The following is a 26,387-nucleotide window of genomic DNA, read 5'->3' as shown; positions in this document are numbered from 1 at the left end:
ACATTCTGGCTATTTACAGCAAGTGATAATAGTTAACAAGTCAGTTGTTGTATAAAATGGGCAAAGTGTTGAAAATGGATGATAAAATATGGGATACTTTGCGAACAATTATCACTTAATCACCTATCCAATTGCAGAAGAAGACAGACCCGGTTTTGGTTTACGCCGGGCGCAGATAGGGGCTATCCATAGTATAGCCAGTCATTTTACAATTAGTAAGAAGCCTGGAATCGTAGTAATGCCAACGGGTACAGGGAAAACCGCTGTTTTAATGATGTGCCCCTTTGTTCTTAAAGCGAATAGGGTTCTTGTAATCACTCCAAGCAAATTAGTTAGAGATCAAATAACGAGAGGATTTGCTGCTTTACAACCGTTAAGGAATTTAGGTGTTCTCAATCTGTCCACAAGTGAAATAAGGGTGAAGGAGCAGAAAAAGGAAGTTGTAAATATGCAAATGTGGGCTGAACTGAGCAACTATCATGTTGTTGTGAGCACCCCTCATTGCGTAAGCCCTGGTATAGAAGGAATACAGACTTCTTCTGAAGACTTTTTTGATTTAATCCTAATAGACGAAGCTCATCATACGCCTGCAAAATCATGGATAGATATTCTTAATCATTATCCTGGAGCAAAAAAGATACTATTTACTGCCACCCCTTTTCGCAGGGACAAAAAGGAAATTCCAGGTAAAATCATCTACAATTATCCCATTTCACAAGCTTATGAAGAAGGAATATTTGGGAGAACAGAATTTATACCGGTGGCAGCAGAACCAGGAAATGACATAGCGATAGCTCAGGAATGTGAAAGGGTTTTTAGATCCGAGCCAGCAGATATCGTTCATTATGTAATGGTAAGGACAGATTCTATAAAAAGGGCAAAAGAACTTTCCGAAATTTATAAGAATAATACTGCCCTTCGCTTGCAGTTAATTCATAGTAAGGTAGGTATCAGTGCTGTTGAAAATGCGCTCAACAATTTGAGAAATGGAAACCTTGATGGAATTATATGCGTTGATATGCTTGGAGAAGGGTTTGACTTCCCTAATCTAAAGATAGCAGCAATACATTCACCACACAAATCATTGGCTGCAACACTTCAATTTATTGGTCGTTTTACAAGAACCAATGCAAAAAATGTGACACATGCTAAGTTTATAGCAATACCTGCAGAAATAGAGATAGAAAAACATTATTTGTATAGAACCAATTCAATTTGGAGAGAACTGATAATTGAAATGTCAGAAAGCCGAATTGATGAAGAGGTTTCTTCAAGAGAAATGATTGACGGGTTCCTGGTAAATGAAGATGATACGGCAGAAGAGTTCGAAGAACTTTCATTAAGTAGTATTGAGCCATCTTTCCACTCCAAAATATATTCGATAAACAGAGGGGGATTTCAGTGCGACATGACAATAGACCTATCGGCATTTGGACTGGAAATTGTTCACCGGGAGGAAAATTCTGAAGAAAATATTTCTGTGTTAGTCTTGCAAGATATTAACTTCCCTAAATGGTCAAAAAGCAATACGCTTGTAAATGTATCCAACCACTTGGTTGTTGTTTACTTTGACAGTAATTCTTCCTTATTATTTATTAATTCAACCATCAAAAAAAGGGTTGAGTTTTATGACTTTATTCTTCAGTCATATTGCGTAGGCGCGGATGGAGTTCTTCTCTCAGATCGGGAACTAAACAGTGTTTTGGCAAATATTGACGAGGCAGAGTTTTTTAACATTGGCATGAGAAATAGAAGCCACTACGGAACAAATGAGAGCTATAGGATTGTTACAGGTCCAACCGCACATTTGTCAATTGACCGAAGAAACGCTGATAACTTCCATAGGGGGCATTTATTTGGGAAGGGGGTTGAAGATGGTTCAAGCATTACGATTGGATTGAGTAGTTCCTCGAAAGTTTGGAGTCAACGCAATGGAAATTTGCATCTTTTAATAATGTGGGCTAAAGCAATAGCACATAAAATAAATGAACGGTTGGATGGGCGTACCAATACACCAATTGATGATTTACCTACCTCAGTGGCACTGGATGTTCTTCCTGACAAAGAAGTTGTGGCGGTTAACTGGCATGAATCGGCATTTAGAAATTTTATAAAAGTGGTTTATACTAATGGTGAAGAAACGATAACTATGGAATTAATAGATATCCAATTATCTTTTAATCACAACGATTCAGACAACGAACATTATAGGATAAGTTTGAACTGCGATCATTTTTCCTTGCCATTATTCTTTTCTTACAATTATGATAATCATTTTACTTCAGAAAATGAAGCGCTATCCAACCAAATCGTTGTATATAGGACGGAGAGTGATAGAGGAATGGGAATAATGGATTACTTAAATTCTTATCCACTTGTGTTTTATTATTCTGATTTCTCTTTACTGTACAATGGAAGTCACTATTTAGATGCACCAAGAGATAGGCAAGTATTTCCAGAAGAACATCTGGATGATTCTACAGCGTGGACTGAAAATAACATAGACATAGAAAACGAATGCACAGGAGATACTTCAATACATTGCTTTTTGAAATCCCAGTTAGCTGGAAGGAATTTACCCTTTTCCTATTATGATCACGGTTCTGGCGAAATCGCAGACTTTATTACTGCTGAAATGGATACAAACGAAATTCTTATCAAATTGTACCACTGTAAGGGCTCATCTGCCAGAAATCCTGGTAACAGGGTTGAAGATATTTATGAAGTTCTGGGACAGGGTATCAAGTCGTTAAATTATACGAATTATACAAGGCTTATACAAAAGTTGGAACGAAGACAACGCGGCAAGACTCTTGATGGAACTTGCAGCGATAATGTTGCACTTTTGAAGGATTTTATTGCAAACAATAGAGGTGTGAAAGTCGGGTTTCAGATTATCCTTGTACAACCTGGTATTACAAAAAGTGGAATAGAGGATAGAATATCGCATCTTTTATCAGCGGCAAACACTGCGATTAAAAATACTAACAACTGTCAAAACTTGCTTGTTATTACATCAAAATAAAATTGAATTCCTTTACAATCATGATGTGTGATTTGTATTAGCCAATCGAAAAAAATTAACTTCTAATGTCCGCAATTTCAGCTCTTAAAGGTTACAGAACACAATTCCTATATTCATTGCATTACATCTTATCCTCGTTGTCAAATGACTTCATTTACAGATTAGAAGGAGAAGAGGATTTAGATATATTAGATAACAATGGTCAAATTTTGTTTGCAATTCAATTGAAAAATTTAGGAAATACCATTACGTTATCTAATATTTTATCAGAGACTAAAACATCATTCGTTAAAAGATTTTTAGATAAATATCGTGAAGCGATTCCTATACTTGTATCTTATGGAGAAATAAGCAAAGACCTCAAAAATTGGAGCGACCATAAAGACAGTATTAGCGAAAAAGAAAATGCTATTTTAAAAAAGTATAAAATAATTCCAGAAGATTGGAAAGTAGTTAAGACCAAAACACAATTCATCGAAATCAATGAAGAGTCAATAGCAAGCGAAGTTGAACAACTGATAAAAGAAAATTTCACAGAGATCGACCCAATACCAACCATCGGATATTTGTTATACTGGTTACAGTTTATTGCTGAAAAACAACAGCCTATTACGAAAAAAGATTTATATGATAAAGTGCAGGACTTTGCAAAATATTTAAGTGAGAGAATTGCTATACACAATCAATATGGCGTAGTTCTAAAACCATTACATAAAATTTCAACAGATGATGCAAATCATCAACAATTAGAAAAAGAATTTTACAATGCAACGCTTACAAAGTATGAACATATTTTATTGGGGCTTGATGTTAATAGAGAAAAGCATTTAGAGAAAATTGATGAAGAGTTACGGAAAAATAATGCCATAATGGTAAAAGGTGCTTCCGGACAGGGAAAGACGGCATTATTATATAGTTATGTTCATAAATATATCAATCATTGGCTTTCTTTTGAACTTAATATTCAACAATATCCTATAATTACTCAACAGTCTATTCAAGCTATTTCATCTATAAGTAAGAGGTTAGATATTCCTACTGTTTTTGTAATAAATGTAACGCCTAATACTACTGAATGGATTAAAGTAATAAAAGAATCTTCACATTTAGAGCACATCAAGTTTCTCGTAGCCATTAGGAATGAAGATTGGCATAGGGCTTCAGCAGTAGGCATTGAATTTGAATATAAAGAAATTGACTTATCACTTACTAAAGAAGAAGCAGAAACTATTTACTTAAAATTAAATGAAAGAAATAAAATAAGCCACTTTACTGATTTTGAACAGGCTTGGATTCAATTAGGTCATGATGCCCCTTTATTAGAATTTGTTTATTCCATTACACAAGGAGATTCTTTATTCAATAAATTAAAGCAACAAATTCTACAAATAAAACAGGAAGATAGCCAAAACGTCAATCATCAAATTGAGTTTTTAAGAATTGTAAGTCTTGCAGATTATGTAGGTGCAAAGATTGATGTTTCAAAATTGGGCTCCAGTATTGACTATCAATTTATAGTTGAAAAATTGGAAAATGAATATCTAATTAAAAAATCTTCAGATAAAAACTACATTCAAGGATTACATATAGTTCGCTCTCAAAAATTAACCGAAATATTGTTTGATGAATTTATTAATCATAAAGAAGATTACGCTTATAAAGCAATTCCATTGTTAGCTGAAGAAGATTTGTATTTGTTTCTTCTACAGTTGTTCAACCTTGAAATTCTAAAGGCAGACAAATTTATTCAGAAATTAAATGAGGAAATTTCTGTAGCAAACTGGGCTACATACGTATCAATTGTTAAAGCTTTTATATGGCTTGGAACAAAACAATATGTTGAAACTAATCGTGAAGTAATTGATGAATGCAGAGAAATTTATGGTGGAGCGTGGATGTTTTTTATTGATTTTATGTTTTCGAGTAATTATGAGAAAAATGGAATGCTTGACTTGCTAAAAGCTGATGATGAACGTAGAGAGAAAATAGATGACATTAATAAAAGGATATCTGCAAAAGAAACTATTTTCAACTTAGCGACTATACTATTAAATAAACTTGATTTCCCAAGCGAATCTCCTTTTACAGTGTTTGAATGGAAGTCTTTTGGAGAGTCTTTGTTTTGGCTGAAAAATATACCCAATGACAAACCAGTCGTAGAAACCTATGATGAAGCAGAGTTTGAAAAAGCTTTTCAAATGATGGATAGTAAGAGTTTATCTAAATTAATGTTGGGGATGCATTCTTATTCGTCTGAATTGGATATTATAAGGCGGAAATACATCGAATATTTTATAAAGCAGATTAAAGAAGAATTTGACATTGTACATTTCGATTTGGACGGAGAAGAAATAACTATTCATTTCATTATTGATATTCTAAAAAATACAGAATTAAGGTCAAGCAATGATTTCGTTGTTAGTATCTTAGATATTATCAGAACAGCTTTACCAGATAAGAAAAAATTCAATTCTCAAGGATATGGTCATCGTTTACAAACTTTAGCCGTTGATTACGATTCAACTCACAAAACAATGCCTATTGAAAATCTGCCATTGGAAGAATGGGTAAATATTAATGCTTTTATAACCAGGTTATATGATTATGAAGGTAGACCAGCAGATTGGATAGAATATTTGGTTCAACTTAATCAATGGGAAAATTTAATTAAAGAAAGGGTAAACGAGTTCAATAGCTCATTTGCAAAACTTTTCGCAGGTAGTAAGACATATAAGCCTGTTGTTCCAGTTATGCAAAATGCACTGCTGAAAATGCCTGAAATGGTTAAAGAGCCAAAATCCATTACTGATTCGTTAGGAGTATATGGAGGAAAGAAGAAAGATTCAGCTTCCGACAATCAAAGGGAGCAATTAAACAAAAAACTGCAATCCAAATATGAACGCTATTTTAAGAGTCTTTCAGATTTCAAAGGAAGTATTGAAAATTTTATTAGCCAGTCAGCCCAAACACTTTATTCAAGAATTAAATTAAAAACGGAGCAGGGTCATATCCACGATGAAAATATTGAGCGGTTATCGCAAACCAATCTTTATGATGCAATAGATAAACTTACCGAATATAATATTCAATATAAAAATGTTTTAGGAAACATAGACCCTAACCATAATTCAAGATTGGAAGTAAATGCATTACTTACTACAGCCGTTATTTGGAAGGATTTTCTGAATGAAAACAACAAAGGAGATCACTCATTTAGCAGAATATTGAAGTTAAAACTTGACTTTGAAAACAGAATAATAAAAGAGCTAAAACAAGCTTCAAAGTCCGATTACTTTACAATAAAATATGTCAATAATAGAACTACGGATGGCAAGCCAATTTTGATAATTGACAGTCAACGTCCGTTTTGGTCGCTAATGGGATTTAAAGAAGCTTATAACATTCTACATCAAGCTATTGATAATCCAGAATACACAAGTTTGAAATACTTAATGTTACAAATATGGTTTTCAAACTTTTATTTTATTCAAACAGTTCAAAGTAAAACACTGAACAATCATTGGAATGAAGTAAGAATGTATATGCTTAAAGATAAATCATTTGAAGAACTATCTGTTGTCAATGCAATCACACAGCCTATCGAAGAAGAAATTCGTACAAAACTCAATATTGATAGTTGGGAAATGTTGTACCCAGAATTTAACGAAATTAATAGGGCAAGTGAGGCATATGGGAAATTAATTTTCTTGGTTGATCATTTCTATGACTTGAGACTGTTTGATAAAATTGAACTTTCTGAATCTGATAAAGATAATTTGCAACAACATTTGAATAAAGTAGGTTTAGAACTACAGCAATCTTTTCAAACAGTATTAGATTCATTATTCGATTGGATAAATACATTTCCATTCGACGAGGACGCTTACATAAATAGCGAAGAAGAGCAAGAGTATTTTAAAGCTATGCTTAATGTTAGAGATTACATCTTCCCAGAACCTAAAGGTGATGAAGAAAACTATCAATTAGCAATTAATATGGAGACAGTTTCTGGATGGGTAGAACGCTTAAAAGTTTGTACGGAAAGCTGGGGGATGTTTCTTCTTCTCCTATCTGGGAAGTATATTGATAAATATATTGAAAACAATAAGTTTTGAGTGAGTCTAAAATAGACCGACACATTCTTTTAATTTGTTGCACAAAAAACTTAGATTTGTATTGACAGGAAACAACTGTAAAAAAGTGATAAAAATCGGCTGAAACGAAGTCCTGACGCATATTTGACACATATTACTTATAACAAATTTATAGCTACGGGATTGAGAATCCAGTCCCGGGCACACAACCGCTCAAAAAGAGCGGTTTTTTTTATGCTTTCAATGCACTATCGACAGGCGTTATAGGGTCCGGTTCAATGACGGGTCAATATTTAATGCCAGATCCGAACCGGCGGAGAAACAAAGGATTTTTTTTACGATGAAATCAGGCCCCGTAACCTGACAAGCCGGGTGACATTCCGCTTGTGTTGATTATAAAATCACTCTCGGTTTATTTGTTCTTCGTTCATATTATTGCGGGTACTGCTTTTGCAGTAAATAATAATACGGTGCAAAATGATGATGGGCAAATTTGTCGTCTTTTTTCAGGGTTACATTTTTATAATAGGTTTCATCCGGCATTAATACAACCGGTGTTCCTGCACGCATGTAACTCATGGAAGGCATGTATTGAGGCTCCTTCAACTGCGGTAATATTTTTTTTATGCCCAGCTTATATAATTTGTGCCCGAGAATACGGGTGTATTTCTTTTGAGCTTTCCGGGTTTTCCTGTTCAGCTTTCCATAGTAGAAGTTTCCTACCTGCCGTAAAGGAAATCTGGCTCTCTTCAGGGCTTCTGGAATGTCTACAATCGGGTTTACGGTATTCATATCAGATACCCGCTGAATGCTGTAAGGGGTTTCCGGTACCCAGTCAGCGCTGTTTACAACGGAATAGGTCCAGCCGCCTTTATTAATGAACTCGAAGTCATAGGCATACTGCGCATTACCCGGTTTGGGTGCGGCGCTGGTATAGGTTTTAAAATGCAGGTCTGCCGGAAGAGCTCCCGCCTGCCTTTTATAATATAAATAAGAATCTACCAGGTAGGCCAGTGCGCCTCCCTGGCTATGCCCGAAAATGTAAAAATCCTTTATGCCCTTTTGATACGATTCTTTAATTTTTGGCAGCATATCGGTTACCAGATAAGCCATTCCTATCGTCCACCCCGCATGTACATAGGCATCCTTACGCTCCGCCAGCTTGTAGTGAAATATTGTGGTGTCATTTAGCTGCAGCGAACCTGTGGCAGGCAGCATCGGGCAATAATAATTTTCCAGCCAGCTGGCCATATCTCCAACAGTCCCGCGAATAATGATCACGGCCTGGTTATGATCATTGGTATAGAGCCACCATAGATTTTTCATTCCCATTTCATGCGATTCATATACCATATGATAAGGATCTTTTACCTTGCTTCGTTGCTCTTTATCCGGAATGCTGCTTTTATAAAATGCCATGGAAAGAAACGCCGCATATTCTTTGGGGTCAAAGACCGGCTCAAACTTCTGCGCCGCAGTCCGGATAACAATTAAAAGAACAGGAAGGATCAACAGCTTTAATTTCATAAGCCCTATTATTTAGAATCGGTCAAAAATAGCCATTTGTACATTATTCTACTCCGGGCGGGGAACGGAATGTTACGGGTATGTTTTGTAGGAATAGAAGGCTGCAGTCATAAGATAGCCCTGCCCGGATTTGAGGGATGTAATGCAGCAGCGCGCCGGTAAAAAAATCCCGGTCCGCCGAACGAACCGGGATAAAAACAAACAATCATGAAAAACTATAAGGTCTTTAATACATTGTTCATACTGCGTACCGCGTCAGCGCTTTTATTAAATGCAGCCTGTTCTTCGTCAGATAGTTTAAAATCAATAATCTTTTCCCAGCCGTTCTTTCCCAGGGTTACCGGAACTACAAGTGAAATATCTTTTTGGCCATATTCCCCGTCCAGCGCCACACCACAGGAGATCAGCTTTTTTTCATCACGCAGAATGCTTTCTACCATTGCCGCCGTTCCAGCTCCCGGTGCATACCAGGCAGAGGTACCGATCAGTTTGGTTAGTGTGGCGCCACCTACCATAGTATCCGCCACAATTTTATCCTGCTGCTCTTGTGTTAAAAAGTTCGTTACCGGCGTGCTGCCCCAGGTAGCGTGTTTTATTAAAGGGATCATTGTTGTATCTCCATGTCCGCCAATGACCACAGCGTTCAGATCTGCCGGTGAGCAGCCCAGTTCCTGGCTCAGGTAATAACGGAACCGCGCAGAATCCAGGGCGCCGCCCATTCCCAATACCCGGTTTTTGGGCAGGCCGGAGGTCTGAAGGGTCAGATAGTTCATGGTATCCATCGGGTTGGATACTACAATAAGGATAGTATCAGGAGAATATTTCAGAATATTTTCAGTTACGCTTTTTACGATCCCGGCATTTACACCAATCAGCTCTTCGCGGGTCATGCCCGGTTTACGCGGCAGGCCGGATGTGATCACTACCACATCGGAATTTTCTGTAGCCACATAATCGTTGGTAACACCTTTTATCTTTGTATCAAATCCCAGCAACGCTGCTGTCTGCATCATATCAATCGACTTGCCTTCAGCCACGCCCTCTTTAATGTCCAGCAAAACCAATTCTGATGCTAATTCTTTTCTGGCAATATTGTCAGCACAGGTAGCTCCAACCGCTCCGGCTCCTACTACAGTAACTTTCATTATAAATCGTTTTAAAGATGAATTGAATAGTAACAAATTTAACTCATTAATCTTCATGAAACTAACGTAAGGTCAAAATCGACGTATTAAATTAAAAAGCCGGAAAAAATATTTTTAAAACGTATTGTTACAACAGCAGATTTCCCTATTTTTGCAATCCCAAATCTGATCCTCATCAGCATTTTGGGCGGATTGACCCATGGTGTAACGGTAGCACTACAGATTTTGGTTCTGTCTGTTAAGGTTCGAATCCTTATGGGTCAACAACTAATATTGAATTTCAATTGATTAAGCGCAGGTATACACAAATCTGCGCTTTTTTATTTTACCTTCTTTTTTATTGTGATCCTATATTTAGGGATCAGGTTGAAATTTGTATGGCCGGAGCATGAATGAAGATTTTTTACAGGTCTTATTTTCAAACAGGTATCATTGATCTTTCTTACTTTTATTGCATGTTCGAATTCATCATTATTATCCTGGTTATTCTGGTATTTGCAGGCTATTCCATGCGTAAAAAATAAGTATTTTCGTTGATCTGAAGATTTAAACAGCAATAAATGCTTTCTGTATAACTTTGGGCCAGATATAGTAACCACTTGTAAAACATTTGTTGGTAATGCTCCTGATGCCGGGAAATTATTTGCCATCTGTTTATAAAATATGCTGATGCAGAAAAAGAGCTCACTTGCATACTTTATGCTATTACTTGCCGTAACACTTTATGGCAACTGCCAGGAAAAAATAACCCTGCCGGCGCTGCTGGGGGAGATGACCGACTTTACGGCTATTGCAAAATTTCCCGATCCGCAGTATACGCTCAGACAGGCAAGTAGTTATGACAGGCGATCCATAGCCGCAGATCAGCCGGGATGGTTTGCAAATGCTGATTTTAACCAGTTTATCAGGAACGAAAAAAATGAAGGGCGTAAAGAATTTGTAATGATGGATGCTGACGGCCCGGGCGCTATTGTACGTTTCTGGCTGACCACAGTTGTAAAGCCCGGGACCCTGCGCTTTTATTTTGACAATGAAAAAAAGGCATCTCTTAAAATACCAGCATTTGATTTATTAAAGGGGTTCCGGTTAGGATCGGCATTGTTAAACCCGCATAGCAGCTATGAGCCTGAAGGAAAAGGGGGCAATACATTATATCTTCCGTTGCTGTATCAAAAACATTGTAAGGTAACCTGGGAATATACAGACACATCCGCCCTTAATAAGCCCCACTATTACCAGATCAATTACAGAACCTATGCGCCGGGAACAAAAGTAGAAACATTTGCTTTTAAACAGCTCTCCCTGTATAAGGCAGCTATTAATAAAGCCGAAGCATTGCTGTGGAACCCGGCACCTCCATCAGGGAAGGAAACGGTATGGAAGCAAACACTGGTCAAAGGAGAAACGGCCGGCATTCCTTTACCGGGTGGTGCAAATGCCGTTCGGGAAATTATGATAAAGCTGACTGCAGATAAAGCAGATAAAAAAAAGGACTATGGAAAAATATGGCGGAGCGTATTTTTAAAGATAATATTTGACGGGAAGCAGACCGTGCTCTGCCCGCTTGGGGATTTTATAGGCAGCGGTTATGGCGGCATGCCCGTCAAAAGCTGGTACAGGGAATTAACAGACAGGGGAGCGCTCACCAGCCGATGGGTGATGCCTTACAAAAGAACAGCTGTAATCTCTTTTATAAACCAAAATGACTTTGCAGTAAATCTGAGTGGCATTGCAATAACAGCCCCGTTGAACTGGGATGCCAATACCCTATATTTTCATACAACCTATAAATATGAAAAAAATATAAAGGACGCCAAATGGGATTATGATGTAACAAAGGTTGCCGCCAAAGATCCGGATGCCCCTATCGACTGGAATTTTGCCGCTATCAAAGGAAAAGGTATTTATATGGGCAATACATTATCTGTAAACAATCATATGAGCACATGGTATGGAGAGGGGGATGCCAAGGCTTATGTTGACAACGAAACCTTTCCTTCAGAGTTTGGTACCGGGCTGGAAGATTATTATAACACCTCGTGGGCACCTGTTGTGATCTATCAGACGCCATTTGCCAATGCGCCAAGAGTCGACAACCCTTCGTCAAAAGGATACAATACCTTTACAAGAACCAGGATATTAGACGCCATACCTTTTCATAAGGCGTTTTCCTTTGACATGGAAATGTTGAGTTGGGAGGGAGGCACCATTGACGCTGCCGCCACTACCTACTGGTATGGTGCTCCGGGCTCGGATGATCAATAATGTTATAACCGTTATAAAACAATAAGATCATAACAGCTATAAGGCAGTAAACTTAATATAAAAGCATAGAATATATGATGAAGCACATAATGAGCAGCACTTTATTGCTCGCAATTCTTCTGCCGGGCCTGGCTCAGGAACAGGTGCATACCAAAAGCATCAGTACCTATTTTACAGCAGAAAAAAAGTACCTGGTGTTGCCTGTAAAAAATGGCGCCCCCAAACGGAATCTGGAGCTGTGGGTGGATGGCGTAAACACCCGTTTTTGGGATATGGAATTAGCGGAGGGCAAGCCGGACTGGTATGCTTATATGCGCATTGATGAATGGAAAGGGAGGCCCGTTGAGCTGAGAGTGGATAAAGTAAGTGATACAACAACAATATTTGAACCGGTACTGCAAAGTGATGCAGATACCAACCGCAATGAATATAAAGAAGCGCTGCGGGCACAGTTCCATTTTTCACCCAAACGGGGCTGGACCAATGACCCGAACGGGATGGTGTATTTTAATGGCGAATATCATTTGTTCTTCCAGCACAATCCCTACGGACGGGAATGGGGCAACATGACCTGGGGGCATGCGGTAAGTAAAGACCTGATTCACTGGACAGAACTGGGTGACGCCATACACCCGGACCAGGGAGGACCGGTATTCAGCGGCAGTGCAGTTGTAGACAAAAATAATACCAGCGGGCTGGGCGAAAACGGAAAACCGGCAATGGTATTGTTCCATACAGGCGCCAGGGGCTGGGGACAGTATATGAGCTGGAGCACAGACGGCCGCAATTTTCATCAGTACCATAAAGCAGTGGTACCACGCATTAATAAAGACAACCGTGATCCCAAAGTCATCTGGTATGAGCCTGCCAAAAAATGGATAATGGTTTTATGGGTAGAACGGGGTAATAACGGGCAGAATAGTATGCAGTTCCTTACTTCTCCGGATCTTAAAAACTGGGCGCCGGTAAGTATTACTTACGGGGGCATTGGCAACGACCACTACCTGTTTGAATGCCCCGAGTTCTATGAGCTGCCGGTACAGGGTATGAACGGGGTAAAGAAATGGGTGCTTACGGGCGCAAATACAGAATATGCGATCGGCAGTTTTGACGGTACGCATTTTACAGAAGAAGAAAAAAAGCTGCAAAACCAATACGGGCGCGACTTTTATGCTCCTCAAACCTTTAATGAGGCGCCTGCCGGCCGCCGTATTGAGATCGGCTGGTGGCGTACCAATACCGCAAAGGGGGCAATGCCTTTTAATCAATCGATGAGTTTGCCAATGGAGCTCAGGCTGATTAAAACTGCCGGAGGCATACGGCTGACCCGTATGCCCGTAAAAGAGGTGGAGGGCCTGAGGGGTAAAATGTATAAGCTGGGCAATAAAACCCTCAGGGAACATAGTGCCAATCCTTTAAAGAATATCAGCATTGAACTGGCAGAGGTACGTATGGAGCTCAGACCCGGTAAAGCAAAAGAAGTGCAGTTGAACATTCGTGGTGTTAGGGTAACGTATGATGTACTGCATCAGCAACTGGTAGTGGATGGGGTGAAAGCGCCGGCTCTTTTGCTGGATGGAAAACTAAGCCTGCAGATCTATGCAGACAGAACCGGGCTTGAGCTGTTTGCCAATAATGGCCTTGTATATATGCCCGTTAATATCAATATTGAAGACAGTAACCGCTCTTTGTCGCTGGCCGTCAAAGGAGGCACGGTTAAAGTTTCCGGTCTTGAAGTATATGAGCTAAAAAGTATATGGCAGTAATATCATCTTTTCTGACATTAACGATTGAAAGGATAAGTACATTGCTAAAAACGAATGTCATGGTGAGGCAACCATAAAAGCGTTGCATTTAAGCTTATTGGGATGACAGTTTTTCATTGGAGCTGATCGTATCAAAGAAAAGACCGTCTCAATGATCAGGACGGTCTTTTAATCTGTTTATCGTGGTGATGATTAATGATGGTGATGGTGCTCGCTTACCATCTTTGTAAATTCCTCAGCGCTGATCGATTTTGCTTTGGGGCGCACCTTGGTTTCTGCCCATTCAAATACTTTCTGGGACTGGATCCGGTTGTACGCGTCTTCAACATATTTCCGGTCTTTCATCATTCGGTTAATATAATCATCCACCCAGGGCTGATCATCAATAGCACCCAGTTGCCCGCCCATATACTGGAGCAATTGCTGCTTTGCAAAATCTTTAATCTCTTCCGGCGACACCTGGATATTGTTTTCAGTAACAATTTTTTCAGTGATCAATGTCCATTTCAGCTGGTTCAGGAAAGAAGGCATTTCTGCCTCAATTTCTTCCTCGGTTTTTACCGGCTGGGGATGTTCTCCTTCCTGCTGTTGGTTGTTTTGAGAAGTCAGCCAGTTTTTCAGGAATGCTTCGGGAAACTCAATTTCAGTATCTTCCACTAATTTATGGAACAACTGGTCATGGATCTGGTTACGGCTTTGTGCTGCCCAGTAGCTGTAAATTTCGTCGTGTACTTTCTTTTTAAAATCTTCTTCGGTCTTTACATCGCCGGCAGGGTATAACTGGGTAAAGAATTCTTCGCTCAGTTCTCTTTTTTCCAGGAGCCCAACTTTAGTAATGGTTACCCGGAACGTTTTGTCTTTTGTGGCGGCATCCTTTTTATCAAGGCCCAGGTCCTGTGCAATGAAATCCAATTCTTTATCTTCAAAGGCATCGCCCAGCCGTATGTTAATGCTGTCTCCGGCTTTTTTGCCGGTCAGCTGTTCCCTTACCGCAGGTGCAAAATATTTTACCAGGAGGGAATTGTCTTTCTTTATACCATCCTCTGTTTCATTGCCCGTAGCATCGGTTTCTGTAAAGGTGATGTTTACAACATTGTCGTCATTCTCAACCGTTTCTTTATCGGCCATATTGCCATACCGGTTTTGCAGCCGTTCAATCTCTTCCTGCACCATTGCATCCGTAATGTCAATATTATAACCGGTAATTTCGGCCTTGGCCAGGTCCAGCATTTTAAAATCCGGTTTTAAACCAATTTCAAAATGGAAGTCATATTCACCGGGATTGCGCACATCCAGTTTAGACAGGTCATTTTCCAGCGGGAGTGGCTGGGCAAAAATGCTGACCTTATTTGTTTCCAGGTAATTGACCACTTCTTTGTCAATAGAACGCAGCACCTCATCCATAAAAAGAGAAGGGCCGTACATTTTCTTTATGAGGCCGGAGGGAACTTTTCCGGGGCGGAATCCCGGGATACTTGCTTTTTTACTGTATTCTTTTAAAGATTTTTCAAAACCGGGTAAATAATCAGCCTTCTCAAGCTTTACACTCAGTTTTTCATGCAGGGGGCCAATTTTTTCTTGCGTAATCGTAGCCATAAAAATTTATAGTTTATTAATTTACAGTTTATAGTTTATAAACCATAAACCACAAACCATAAATTTGGAATGGTCCGGATGAAGGGACTCGAACCCCCACACCTTGCGGCATCAGATCCTAAGTCTGACGTGTCTACCAATTTCACCACATCCGGTAAGAACTTTATACCCGAAAGTTTTCGGGAGGGCTGCAAATGTAGCACATTATTGGTTAAAAAATCAGTTTTTATACAACATTCCAATAATTTTTATCGTCTTCAGAAGGAGTGTAACACAGGAGCCGCACAACGGCCATTGGGTGCATAAATCAGTAGGAATCATTGCTTTTTAAGCAAATTGTGCATCCATATATAAAATATGTAATTTTAGTGAGTGTTTGAACCCATAAAAAGAAGCAGCAGGAGTCGTATTGCATGAAAACAGTAGAGCAAAAACCTAAATACAGTCTGAACGAAGAGCAGGAAAAAAAGCTTATTTTAAGAGAATACCGGTCTTTGCTCAGGGCGCTGAAAGATAAGATAAAACCCGGCGATAAGAACATCATCCGTCATGCGTTTGAAATGGCGGCAGAAGCCCATAGCAGTATGCGGCGGAAAAGCGGTGAGCCCTATATCTTACATCCCATTGCGGTAGCAAAGATCTGCGTGGAAGAAATAGGCCTGGGCGTTCGCTCAACAATCTGTGCTTTGCTGCATGATACGGTGGAAGATACTGATATTACCCTGCAGGATATTGAACGGGAATTTGGCTCTGAAATAGCCCGCATTGTTGATGGGCTGACCAAGATCTCCAATGTGATTGATACATCAGCCTCACAGCAGGCGGAGAATTTTAAGAAGATCCTCCTTACGCTGACCGATGACCCGCGGGTGATCCTGATCAAACTGGCGGACCGCCTTAATAATATGCGTACGCTGGATAGTATGAAGCGGGAAAAACAGCTGAAAATTGCTTCCGAAACCGTTTATGTTTTTGCACCATTGGCACACCGCATGGGACTGTACAGCATCAAAACGGAGCTGGAAGACCTGGCCATGAAATACCTGGAACCGGATACGTACAGGGAAATTGCCCGCAAACTGGCGGAAACCAGGCGTGACCGTACCCGGTACATTAATGAATTTATAAAGCCGATCAAGGAAAAACTGGAAAGGAATAAATTCGACTTTGAAATATACGGCCGCCCTAAAAACATCCACTCCATCTGGAATAAGATGAAAAAGAAGGGGGTGACCTTTGAAGAAGTATACGACTTATTTGCCATCCGCATTATCCTCAATTCTCCACCGGAGCGGGAAAAGGAGGATTGCTGGAAAGTATATTCCCTTATTACGGATGAATATACACCTTCTATTGAGCGCCTGCGGGACTGGGTGAGTAACCCAAAGTCCAACGGGTATGAGGCCCTGCATACCACGGTAATGGGCCCGAGGGGAAAATGGGTAGAGGTGCAGATCCGCACCAAACGCATGAATGAAATAGCCGAAAAGGGCCTGGCAGCACACTGGAAATACAAAGAAGGAGCCAGCAATGAGAACCGTTTTGATAAATGGTTCCAGCAGATACGGGAAGCGCTGGGTAACCCGGATGCAGACAGCGTTGATTTTCTGCAGGATTTTAAAACCAGCTTTCTTACCGAGGAAATTTATATTTATACGCCTAAAGGCGATATAAAAATGCTTCCGGTGGGAAGCACTGCTCTTGATTTTGCATTTGCCATACATACCGCGGTGGGGGCAAAGACCATTGGCGCCAAGGTGAATCATAAGCTGGTGCCCATCAGCTATAAACTGAGGAGCGGCGACCAGGTGGAGATCATTACCAGCAATAAGCAGACCCCTTCAGAAGACTGGCTCTCATTTGTGGTAACCGCCAAGGCCAAAGCAAAGGTAAAAGAAGCGCTGAAGGAAGAAAAGAAAAAAGTGGCCGACGAAGGCCGGTATACGGTGCAGCGCAAGCTGGAAGGCATGGGGGCTTCCATGCAGCAATCCAATATTGATGAGCTGGTGCATTTTTATAAGCTCAACTCCAACCTGGAGCTCTTTTACCAGGTAGCCATAAAGAATATCGACCTGAAGGAGTTAAAAGATTTTAAGGTGATCGGCGACCGGATCGAATATCCCAAGGTTGTAAAAATTGTTCAGGAAAATAAAATTGAAAGCCAGGCCGTGCCTGCTACAGGCGGAAATAAACAGCAGGATACGGAGCTGATCATTTTTGGCGAAAGCAGCGATAAGATCATGTATCACCTGGCCAATTGCTGCAAGCCTATTCCGGGCGATGATGTTTTCGGCTTCATTACAACCGGGAAGGGGCTGGCCATTCACCGCACCAACTGCCCCAACGCACCCAAGCTGCTGGCCAACTACGGGCACCGGATCGTAAAAACAAAATGGGCCAAGAACAAGGAAATCTCTTTTCTTACCGGTATCAAGATCATCGGCATGGATGATGTGGGCGTGGTCAGCAAGATCACCAGCCTGATCTCAGCAGAGTTAAAGATCAATATTGCCGCGCTTACAATTGAAGCCTCGGAAGGGCTTTTCGAAGGAAATATAAAAGTATATGTGCATGATAAGGAGGAACTGGATGAGCTGGTAAACCGGCTGAAAGACCTGGAAGGGATTGAATCTGTAGAGCGGTACGATACCGAAGATTTGCCGGCTACTTCTGCGGCCCGGTAAACCCCTGTTGTGAATTGCAACGGATCAGCATCTGACTTTTGTAATGCTATGATATCTATTGGAGCTGCCGGCTGTTAAAGAAATACACCCCGGGTCTTTGCTTGATTGGCAGAACCGGGAAAATAACAGTACAGACGATCCTGATAAGAATGAAATTCAACTGAAACAACTAAAAAGTGCCCTGGAGCGCATCACCGATTAAAAAGCAGAAAGAAATATTTGCAGGACTGCAGAATGCCGGCTGGTTCCTTATAAACTTTTTAATTTATAAACCTCCAAACCTCTATTTTTGTAACCTTATTTTAGGGTAGTTAATAAAAAAATCACAATGATAGATGTAATCTTGGGTCTGCAATGGGGCGATGAGGGTAAAGGCAAAATTGTAGACTTCTTTGCAAAGGACTATGATGTAGTAGCCCGTTTCCAGGGTGGGCCCAATGCCGGCCATACACTGTACCGGAACGGGGAAAAACTGGTGCTCCGCCAGATACCATCCGGTATCTTTAACGAAGGCAAAATAAACCTGATCGGCAATGGGGTGGTGCTGGACCCGATTTCGCTGGAACAGGAATGTGAGCAACTGACAAAATTTGAAGGGGATCTGAAAAAGAACCTTTATGTATCCGAAAGAACGAACCTGATCATTCCCACACACCGGGCTTTGGACAAAGCTTCAGAGCAGGCAAAAGGCAAAAGCAAGATCGGTTCCACGTTAAAAGGCATCAGCCCGGCGTATATGGATAAAACAGGCCGTAATGCATTACGTGTTGGCGACATCCTGAACCCCGACTTTAAAAATATGTATGAAGCGCTGAAAGAAAAGCACTATGTGCTGCTGAACACTTATGGGTTTGATGAAGATATCAGCGCAGACGAACAGGCATTCTTCAAAGCGATTGAATTTTTAAAAACGCTCAATATTGTAAACGGCGAATATTTTATCAATAAATTACTGAAAGAAGGGAAAAAGGTACTGGCTGAAGGCGCCCAGGGAAGCATGCTGGATGTGGATTTTGGCACTTTTCCGTTTGTAACTTCCTCCAATACCATTTCTGCCGGGGTTTGCAATGGTTTGGGAGTGGCACCACAGTATATCAAAGAGGTAATAGGCATTACCAAAGCCTATTGCACACGTGTGGGAAGCGGGCCGTTTCCTTCAGAACTGGAAAATGAAGACGGGCAGCGTTTACGCGATATTGGCCGCGAATACGGGGCCGTAACCGGCCGGCCACGCCGCTGTGGCTGGATTGACCTGGTAGCCCTGAATTTTGCCTGTATGATCAATGGTGTAACCCAATTAGTTATGACCAAAGCAGATGTGCTGGATCACTTTGAAAAACTGGAAGTATGCACGGCTTATGAGCTGGATGGAACGGAAATCAGAGAGATTCCATTACGTTTGGACCTGGCCGATTATAAAGCCCGGTTTAAAGCGTTTGATGGCTGGCATACAGACATTACCGGTGCCCAGTCCTATGCCGAGCTGCCGGAGAAAATGAAAGCATATATCCGGTTTATTAACCAGTACCTGGGGGTTGATGTAAGGTATATTTCAAACGGGCCGGAAAGAGAGCAACTGATCAAAATCTGATTTATAAAAAAGAAGTTTAAAAATTTGGAGAATTAAAAAGTTCGATTAAAATTTACATTTTCATTTATTAGATTTTATTTAGGTTATGGCAAAATCAAATAAGTCAACAGGAACAGACAAGAAGACAAGAGCAGGAAAAGCGCCTGCGGAGAAAGCCTCTTCAAAATCAAAGAAGCAGGATGAGGAATTAGAGGATGATGATGAGAACTATCCGGACGATGAAGATGAAACACCAAAGAAGGGAAGGAAAGGGAAAGCGTCTGATGATGATGACGACGATGAGGATGATTTTGACGATACGGATGATGACTGGGATAAAATAGAAGAAGAGGAAGATTGGGATAAGGACTTTGAAGAGTTTGATATCCCAAAGTCAAAAACAAAATCCGGAGGCACCAAAGGAAAAAAATCGTATGATGACGATGATGACTTCCAGCCTGATGAAGAGTTTGACGATTTATTTGGCAATGATGATGACGATTTTGACGATGATGATTTCAGGTAGATCATTATGAAATGATTAATAGTAAACATTGAACAGAACAGTTAAGGACGCGCATGTTTTTCATATAAGTGATGCTGCCTTAATAAAGAGCAAGGTGTTAAACTGGTTACAACAGTTTAACACTTTTTGTTTTCTGGATTCCTGTGGCTTTCCCGGGCATCAGCTCGGTTTTATTGCGGGTGCGGGCGTATGCTCAATGTATGCATCGTCAGCGCCGGATGCACTTTCCGGCTTTCAGGAATATTATACACAGCAAAAAGGATGGCTTTTCGGGCATCTGGGGTACGAGTTGCAGACCAGCCATACATTTGCTGCTTCTCAAAAAGAAGATGCGCTTTTGTTCCCGGATATCTGTTTTTTTGAGCCTGAATTTGTTGTGCAGCTAAAAGGTATGCAGTTGTCTATTGCCGCCGCCGCTCCTCACAGGATCTTTGATCAGATACAGAGCAGCACACCCAGACCGAACCGTACAGCAGGCAGCATTTCAGCGATCCGGTCGGGCATAGATCTAAAAGAATATAGGGGAGTCATTGAGCAGCTACAGCAGCATCTGCATCGTGGTGATTGCTATGAAATAAATTATTGTGTGGAGTTCTTTGCAGAACGGGCAGCAATAGCGCCATTTGAAATTTACAGACGGCTGATGGAAATGAGCCCTGCTCCTTTTGCAGGCCTGTACCGGTTAAAGGATCAATGGCTGATCTGTGCAAGCCCTGAGCGGTATCTGAAAAAACAGGGAGCTCATCTGATGAGCCAGCCTATAAAAGGAACGCTTTCAAGACAGGCTCGCACGGCGGACGGTTTACAAAAGGAAAGGGAAGTATTATTCAGGAGTCAGAAGGATCGGGCTGAAAATGTAATGGTGGTAGACCTGGTGCGCAATGATCTTTCAAGGATCTGCAGAGAAGGAACGGTACAGGTTGATGAACTGTTTGGTATTTACAGTTTTGCACAGGTGCACCAGATGATCTCCACGGTTTCCGGTAGGATTAACGACACTGTTACTTTATCAGAGATATTAAAGGCAACCTTTCCGATGGGCTCCATGACAGGAGCGCCCAAGATCAGCGTCATGCAGCTGATAGACCGTTATGAAAAAAATAAGCGGGGCATTTTCTCAGGTGCTGTTGGCTATGTGCAACCCAATGGGGATTTTGATCTGAATGTGGTGATCAGGAGCCTGATGTATAACAGCTCCACCCGCTATCTTTCCTATAAAGCAGGCTCGGGGATTACCATTTACAGTGATCCTGAAAAGGAATGGGAAGAGTGTCTTTTAAAAGCAAAAGCGATCGGGGCTGTGCTCAAAGGGATATGAGCTTTCGGCAAACCCACCCTCCGGCTGCCGTTTCTTTGTACAACTGCGCGGAAATAGGATTTTTCCTGCAGTCCTTTTCCTGTAATCCGCAAAAATACCTGCAGGCATTAAACAATAGCGGCACAAAACACTGTGCGGAAGATATATTCATGTATTTGCGGCGGATAAAAGCAAGCCCGGAATATTATTGATTGTTTTCAGACCGTTTTACTGCCTGTAAAAAAGCATCCCTGCAGGATTCACTTACAGGAATTTCAACAGGGCCGATGCAGACCAGGTCCCTTTTAATGACTGTTATTTTTGACAATGCCACCAGGTAAGATTTGTGCGTACGTATAAACATTCCCTGCGGAAGTTTTTCTTCCATGGCTTTCATCGTCATTCTTGTGAGTATAGGCCTGGAAGAGCCAGCCAGGTGAATTTTTATATAGTCTTTGAGCCCTTCAATATAAGTGATATCCGCAATCGCCACTTTTACAAGCGTATATTCTACATTTACAAACAGGTATTGCTCCCGGAGATCTGTTCCGGTTGTTTTGGCTTTTTTTAGCTGGTACAGCTCTGATACACGGTTGCAGGCTTTTAAGATCCGCTCAAAACTAAAAGGTTTTAAAATATAATCCACAACATTCAGCTCAAAACCCTGTAAAGCGTATTTTTCATAGGCTGTTACCATAATGATCAGGGGCGGGTTTTCCAGCGTATTCAGAAACTGGATGCCGTTAATTCCCGGCATCTGGATATCCATGAACAACAGGTCTATGGGCTCCGTTTGCAAATACTGGGAAAGCTCTAATGCATTTTTGCAGACACGTACCACCTCTATAAAAGGAATGCGGCTGAGGTTGTCCTGCAGCAACTCCCTTATTAACTGTTCATCATCTACGATAGCTGTTCTGATCATAATAGCTCCAGTTTTAATTGCACGTGAAAGACATTGTCTTTCCGGGTGATCTTTAGTTCATGTTTTTGAGGGTATAAGAGCTCCAGCCTTGATACTACATTTTGGAGCCCCACACCTGATTGTTCATATGCCGCACTGTCCTGATGAAGCGGAATGCCGTTTTGGACATCAAAGAAAAGCCGGTCATCAGCTACCGCCAACCGGATGGTTATACGGACTCCTGTGCCCTGTGCCGTTCCATGTTTAAAGGCATTTTCAACAAACGGGATCAACAGCATGGGTTCAATAAGGTAGTGATCCGCTACCGTATCAATGTCATCTTCGACCAGTTCATTCCCAAACCGCATTTTTTGCAATGAGATATAATTTTTTAAATGCGCTGTTTCTTTTAGCAGGGATACTTTTTTGCCCTGTGTATCATATACCATGTAACGCATAAATTCAGACAGTGTAATAAGGGCCGGCTCCAGCTGATCAGACCGCTTCCGGGCAAGGGATACAAGGTTGGTCATTACGTTGAAAAGAAAATGCGGACTGATCTGTGACCGCAGAAACTTTAATTCTGTCATCAGCATTGCCGCTTCTCTTTCTTTTTGTTTTCTCTCAAAGTGGATGCGGTCGATCACTTTCCGGTAAACAATGCTGATGATGAACACGCCTACTGAGGGGGCAAATGAAAAACGGTATACAGCGGGATATTGCAGCAGCTGCGGGTACCCGGTTTTCAGGATCGCAAATTTTAAAATAAAGGAAAGCCCCAGCAACAATACTGCTAAAGGTATATACAACCACCAGCGCCGGATATTTAAAAACCTGGGAGCAAGATAATAAGCATTGACATAGAAGATGAACATATGAAGCATTCCGAATGCCGTAAAAACAAACCCCGGCATCCATCCTATTTTATATTGATCGTCTGCAGAACCAACAAAGTAGGGGAGCAGCAACAGAACACTCCATATGAGTATATGGAAAATTACATTGATATGCTGTTTATGGATGGTCATTATTATCCGAATAGCAAAATAACCGGCCGCTCTTTAAAAATAAAGCTACAAAATTTTAACGGCCCCCGCTACCGGCCGGCCGGGGCTATGCCCGGCACGGCGTAAGAGAGTAATTGCTCCTTATACAACTGTTATTGACAGCATCGCGTAGCGAAGTCTAAAGATCGCTGCGTTGTCAGAGCGGTTGTCTTCGGTGAAATCGTTTTTCCGCTCGTTTTTGCTTTTGTGACAAAACTTCGATCAGCCCCTATAACAACAATGGGAAAAGATCATTTAAGGTAAGCGGTTCCCTTTGTAGTAACCGGAATCTGCCTGCTGGTGCGCCCAGCAGTGCCTGTCATTAAAACGCGGGTTGCCCTGGCGAAAACGGAAAATAAAAATATTGGAAATAATAAAGCCTGTGAGCAACAGGATCGCTGCAATTTTAGTAAGAACCGTAAGTGTTTTATGATGGGCAAAGGATCCGAACAGGTATCCCAGGATCAAAACAAAACAGGCTATTAAAAGGATCCGGCTGATGATAAAGAAAGTAATAAACATGACTGTTGTTTTTGAATGTTGAATAATGGCTGCTGTTAAGAAGCTTTTCTGTTCAGCAGCATTGCAAAACAAAAATAGACTGCAGTGAAGCCCGCCGCCGCGGTCTGTAGATCAATCCGGAAATTGTTGCGACAAAAACCGGGCAGCCTTCAACAATTATTGGCCTGGTATGCTTGCGGCGGCTGCCTAATAATATTTTGTGTTTTGCAATATTTAATTAACTTTAAATTACGTACGATCGTTGTTTATTAATGTTTAATTTTATTTATTTTATTTTCATTGTTTGGTAACAATTAATTTAAATAAGTCTTTTTCCTTTGTAGCGATTTAGAGTGTGCATCAGTATAATACAATTTTAAAAGGTTTGCTGTGGCATAAGCTGAAATTGAAAGGGCGCCAACCCGGGCAGAATAGGGGAATGACAGATATATACAGCATGAACGTAATACAGGCTTATGCTTAACTGGCTAAAAAACAGCCGGATCCCGGATACAAAAAAATGAATGGTTCAGATGCATCTTTTATTGTATAAGAATATAGAACTCCTTAATGATGGTTGCTTTCTGGTGTTTATTACAATTGATTTAAAACACTAATCCTGTACTCATGTATTCAAACAGTACACTTATAGAATTATTAAAAGAGGGTGATGAAACTGCGTTCAGAGAAATCTATGATCGCTATTACGATCCTGTTCTGAAAAATATTTCAAAGTGGGAGGCTGACCTGAACAGCCGGGAAGACATTTTACAGGAAGTTTTTATGGAACTTTGGAATAAAAAAGAACATATTTCCCCAAACGTAAATATTGGAGGATGGCTGTTTACAACCAGTTATCATATGACCATGTCCCATTTGAGGAAAACGCTGAAAATGCCTATCAGATCCATTGAAAATTATAGTATTGAACAATTGCACCGGATGCCGGATGAAGAAGACATCCTGTTAAAAGAAGCGCTGTATGTTTCAAAATTGGGCAGGCTTAAATCAGCTATAGAATTACTATCGGAGCAAAAAAAGAAAGCATTTATCTTATATAAGGTAAAAGGCTTGCCATATGTTGAAATAGCCCGGCAAATGGGCATATCTGAATTTTCTGTAAGGCAGTACGTTAAAATGGCCATGAATCATCTCAGAAAGCTGGTAAAAATTTCTGATAAGGAGCTTTCTATCCTTTGTATCATTGTTTTTTGCTTATCGCGTTAGGGTTCTTAACAATTTATTAACTTTTTTACCCGTACCCTTTTTGGCGTTTATACCGCTTTAAGGGTATATGCTAAGTAAAGAGGAAATTGAACGGCTTCAGAATATTGTTCGGGATAAAAGTCTTTCGATAGAAGAAAGAAGAAACGCCTTTCTTCAGCTACAGGAGGAAGAAGCAATACTGCTGGAATCGGCATGGAAGGACTTTTATGAAGAGTACAGTGCGTCGTTTAACCGTTCCCAAACTAACCCTGAAAAGCATCGTATTTATAAAAAGATCACTCAAAAGCTGAATATAGGGCCTTACAATAAGCCGGCCTCAACAGGTGCCGGACGACCACGGCCCCTACGATTATTAAGATTTATTGCAGGTGCTGCCGCGCTATTAGTCATTGCTGCAGGTCTTTATTATTTATTTCAAAGTTCCGGTAGTGCCGGGGCAGGAAAGGATTTGTTAGCCGGTAAAGAGCAACACCCGTTAAGAAGCAGTAGCACGGAGTTTGATACGATCGTTAATACCAGTAAGCATTTTCAGGCATTTTTACTGCCGGACAGTTCACTGGCAGAGCTTGCACCGCAAAGCGTTGTTTACTATAAAAAAGGTTTTGCGGCTGATGGAAGGATCGTTTTTCTGCAGGGAGCTGGAAAGTTCTCCGTACATAAAAAAGCTGCAAAACCATTCTCTGTTTATGTTGATGGAATGGAAGTGCGCGACCTGGGAACCGTTTTCTATGTACAGTCAGCTGAAAAGAAATTAAAAGTGCGCCTTATTAAGGGAAAAATACTGGTCCGCTCTTTAAAAGCATCCGTAAGCATACCGGAGATTGTGCTTAGTCCGGGGCAGGAAATTAATGTGAATACGGCTACCGGGGCTTATGCTGTTCAGAATAAAGTGGTGCCCCGCAGGAAAAAACAAAATGAGGAGCATCCGGACTTAAATCAAATGTTACTGACAAGAGAGCTGTCTTTTAACAGCGCTCCCATTGGTGAGGTTGTAAAAGAGCTTGGAAAGGAATTTGGGGTAACCATTATGATAAAGCAGGTACCTGCCAAAGACCTGTTATTTACCGGGCAGTTCCTGGAATACATGAGCCTTGCGAAGATCCTGGATGTCATCGCCCGTTCTTATAACCTTAAAGTGTATTATTCCGGTTCAACCGTTGTACTCAAAAAATAACTAAAAAAATTACCAGGAATTTGGAATGACTCAATGCCTG

The 26,387-nt window shown here is 40.8% G+C and carries 16 protein-coding genes and 2 tRNA genes; 11 read left to right on the top strand and 7 right to left on the bottom strand.

From position 1 onward, the window contains the following. Positions 1–88: 88 nt before the first annotated feature. Both A8C56_RS12275 and A8C56_RS12270 read left to right on the top strand, forming a co-directional pair. Positions 89–3,025 carry a DEAD/DEAH box helicase gene (locus tag A8C56_RS12275; protein WP_067756367.1) on the top strand — a complete coding sequence of 979 codons (2,937 nt, stop codon included), beginning with the start codon at positions 89–91 and terminating at the stop codon, positions 3,023–3,025. Positions 3,026–3,090: 65 nt separating this feature from the next. Then, positions 3,091–7,140, top strand: coding sequence for a hypothetical protein (locus A8C56_RS12270; RefSeq protein WP_157097959.1), 4,050 nt, complete (start codon positions 3,091–3,093; stop codon positions 7,138–7,140). A gap of 411 nt (positions 7,141–7,551) precedes the next feature. Here the strand turns inward: A8C56_RS12270 and A8C56_RS12265 are convergent, their stop codons facing one another. Next, positions 7,552–8,646 carry a lipase family protein gene (locus A8C56_RS12265; RefSeq protein WP_067756362.1) on the bottom strand — a complete coding sequence of 365 codons (1,095 nt, stop codon included), beginning with the start codon at positions 8,644–8,646 and terminating at the stop codon, positions 7,552–7,554. A gap of 215 nt (positions 8,647–8,861) precedes the next feature. After that, positions 8,862–9,791 carry a malate dehydrogenase gene (gene mdh / locus A8C56_RS12260; RefSeq protein ID WP_067756359.1) on the bottom strand — a complete coding sequence of 310 codons (930 nt, stop codon included), beginning with the start codon at positions 9,789–9,791 and terminating at the stop codon, positions 8,862–8,864. Positions 9,792–9,984: 193 nt separating this feature from the next. On the opposite strand from mdh, the gene A8C56_RS12255 reads away from it, so the two are divergent. The 3 genes from A8C56_RS12255 to A8C56_RS12240 all read left to right on the top strand — a co-directional run bounded on the left by A8C56_RS12255 (position 9,985) and on the right by A8C56_RS12240 (position 13,822). Then, a tRNA-Gln gene (locus tag A8C56_RS12255) sits at positions 9,985–10,055 on the top strand. A gap of 405 nt (positions 10,056–10,460) precedes the next feature. Then, a complete protein-coding gene (locus tag A8C56_RS12245) occupies positions 10,461–12,056 on the top strand; it encodes a glycoside hydrolase family 172 protein (RefSeq protein WP_169818773.1) in 1,596 nt (531 codons plus the stop codon). Positions 12,057–12,130: 74 nt separating this feature from the next. Continuing rightward, positions 12,131–13,822: a glycoside hydrolase family 32 protein gene (locus tag A8C56_RS12240; RefSeq protein ID WP_084490179.1), complete on the top strand. Its 1,692-nt coding sequence runs from the start codon at positions 12,131–12,133 to the stop codon at positions 13,820–13,822. Positions 13,823–14,014: 192 nt separating this feature from the next. On the opposite strand, the gene tig is transcribed toward A8C56_RS12240, so the two are convergent. Beyond that, complete coding sequence (gene tig / locus A8C56_RS12235; protein WP_067756350.1) at positions 14,015–15,418, bottom strand: trigger factor; 1,404 nt, start codon at positions 15,416–15,418, stop codon at positions 14,015–14,017. 70 nt (positions 15,419–15,488) lie between these two features. Then, positions 15,489–15,573 (bottom strand) — tRNA-Leu (locus A8C56_RS12230). 258 nt (positions 15,574–15,831) lie between these two features. On the opposite strand from A8C56_RS12230, the gene A8C56_RS12225 reads away from it, so the two are divergent. From A8C56_RS12225 to A8C56_RS12210, 4 genes are all read left to right on the top strand, one after another. Then, a complete protein-coding gene (locus A8C56_RS12225) occupies positions 15,832–18,102 on the top strand; it encodes a RelA/SpoT family protein (protein ID WP_067756347.1) in 2,271 nt (756 codons plus the stop codon). 328 nt (positions 18,103–18,430) lie between these two features. Next, a complete protein-coding gene (locus A8C56_RS12220) occupies positions 18,431–19,693 on the top strand; it encodes an adenylosuccinate synthase (RefSeq protein WP_067756344.1) in 1,263 nt (420 codons plus the stop codon). An 85-nt stretch (positions 19,694–19,778) separates the two neighbouring features. Next, positions 19,779–20,198 (top strand): hypothetical protein, encoded by a 420-nt coding sequence (locus A8C56_RS12215; RefSeq protein ID WP_067756341.1) that lies wholly within the window; start codon positions 19,779–19,781, stop codon positions 20,196–20,198. A 28-nt stretch (positions 20,199–20,226) separates the two neighbouring features. Then, complete coding sequence (locus A8C56_RS12210; RefSeq protein WP_084490178.1) at positions 20,227–21,516, top strand: anthranilate synthase component I family protein; 1,290 nt, start codon at positions 20,227–20,229, stop codon at positions 21,514–21,516. A gap of 184 nt (positions 21,517–21,700) precedes the next feature. On the opposite strand, the gene A8C56_RS12200 is transcribed toward A8C56_RS12210, so the two are convergent. The 3 genes from A8C56_RS12200 to A8C56_RS12190 form a co-directional block, all read right to left on the bottom strand. After that, a complete protein-coding gene (locus A8C56_RS12200) occupies positions 21,701–22,420 on the bottom strand; it encodes a LytR/AlgR family response regulator transcription factor (RefSeq protein WP_067756333.1) in 720 nt (239 codons plus the stop codon). Then, on the bottom strand, positions 22,417–23,427 hold the full coding sequence (locus A8C56_RS12195; protein ID WP_067756330.1) for a sensor histidine kinase: 1,011 nt from the start codon (positions 23,425–23,427) through the stop codon (positions 22,417–22,419). Before A8C56_RS12195 ends, A8C56_RS12200 begins: the two co-directional genes overlap by 4 nt. Before the next feature lie 273 nt (positions 23,428–23,700). Then, the gene (locus tag A8C56_RS12190) at positions 23,701–23,967 is read right to left on the bottom strand and encodes a hypothetical protein (RefSeq protein WP_157097958.1); all 267 of its coding nucleotides are present in this window, start codon (positions 23,965–23,967) and stop codon (positions 23,701–23,703) included. A 606-nt stretch (positions 23,968–24,573) separates the two neighbouring features. On the opposite strand from A8C56_RS12190, the gene A8C56_RS12185 reads away from it, so the two are divergent. Together A8C56_RS12185 and A8C56_RS12180 are read left to right on the top strand one after the other, a co-directional pair. Then, the gene (locus A8C56_RS12185) at positions 24,574–25,173 is read left to right on the top strand and encodes an RNA polymerase sigma factor (protein ID WP_067756320.1); all 600 of its coding nucleotides are present in this window, start codon (positions 24,574–24,576) and stop codon (positions 25,171–25,173) included. 67 nt (positions 25,174–25,240) lie between these two features. Next, positions 25,241–26,347: a FecR family protein gene (locus tag A8C56_RS12180; protein WP_067756317.1), complete on the top strand. Its 1,107-nt coding sequence runs from the start codon at positions 25,241–25,243 to the stop codon at positions 26,345–26,347. The last annotated feature ends 40 nt before the right edge of the window (positions 26,348–26,387 follow it).

Source organism: Niabella ginsenosidivorans (genome assembly GCF_001654455.1).
Taxonomy (GTDB): domain Bacteria; phylum Bacteroidota; class Bacteroidia; order Chitinophagales; family Chitinophagaceae; genus Niabella; species Niabella ginsenosidivorans.
This window is presented reverse-complemented; position numbering and strand designations above follow the sequence as displayed.

What these genes read in the sequence shown, in the direction of transcription:
- A8C56_RS12275 (WP_067756367.1), top strand. Translation starts at nt 89, where the DNA reads ATGGGATACTTTGCGAACAATTATCACTTAATCACCTATCCAATTGCA.
- A8C56_RS12270 (WP_157097959.1), top strand. Translation starts at nt 3,091, where the DNA reads ATGTCCGCAATTTCAGCTCTTAAAGGTTACAGAACACAATTCCTATAT.
- A8C56_RS12265 (WP_067756362.1), bottom strand. Translation starts at nt 8,646, where the DNA reads ATGAAATTAAAGCTGTTGATCCTTCCTGTTCTTTTAATTGTTATCCGG.
- mdh (WP_067756359.1), bottom strand. Translation starts at nt 9,791, where the DNA reads ATGAAAGTTACTGTAGTAGGAGCCGGAGCGGTTGGAGCTACCTGTGCT.
- A8C56_RS12245 (WP_169818773.1), top strand. Translation starts at nt 10,461, where the DNA reads ATGCAGAAAAAGAGCTCACTTGCATACTTTATGCTATTACTTGCCGTA.
- A8C56_RS12240 (WP_084490179.1), top strand. Translation starts at nt 12,131, where the DNA reads ATGATGAAGCACATAATGAGCAGCACTTTATTGCTCGCAATTCTTCTG.
- tig (WP_067756350.1), bottom strand. Translation starts at nt 15,418, where the DNA reads ATGGCTACGATTACGCAAGAAAAAATTGGCCCCCTGCATGAAAAACTG.
- A8C56_RS12225 (WP_067756347.1), top strand. Translation starts at nt 15,832, where the DNA reads ATGAAAACAGTAGAGCAAAAACCTAAATACAGTCTGAACGAAGAGCAG.
- A8C56_RS12220 (WP_067756344.1), top strand. Translation starts at nt 18,431, where the DNA reads ATGATAGATGTAATCTTGGGTCTGCAATGGGGCGATGAGGGTAAAGGC.
- A8C56_RS12215 (WP_067756341.1), top strand. Translation starts at nt 19,779, where the DNA reads ATGGCAAAATCAAATAAGTCAACAGGAACAGACAAGAAGACAAGAGCA.
- A8C56_RS12200 (WP_067756333.1), bottom strand. Translation starts at nt 22,420, where the DNA reads ATGATCAGAACAGCTATCGTAGATGATGAACAGTTAATAAGGGAGTTG.
- A8C56_RS12195 (WP_067756330.1), bottom strand. Translation starts at nt 23,427, where the DNA reads ATGACCATCCATAAACAGCATATCAATGTAATTTTCCATATACTCATA.
- A8C56_RS12190 (WP_157097958.1), bottom strand. Translation starts at nt 23,967, where the DNA reads ATGTTTATTACTTTCTTTATCATCAGCCGGATCCTTTTAATAGCCTGT.
- A8C56_RS12185 (WP_067756320.1), top strand. Translation starts at nt 24,574, where the DNA reads ATGTATTCAAACAGTACACTTATAGAATTATTAAAAGAGGGTGATGAA.
- A8C56_RS12180 (WP_067756317.1), top strand. Translation starts at nt 25,241, where the DNA reads ATGCTAAGTAAAGAGGAAATTGAACGGCTTCAGAATATTGTTCGGGAT.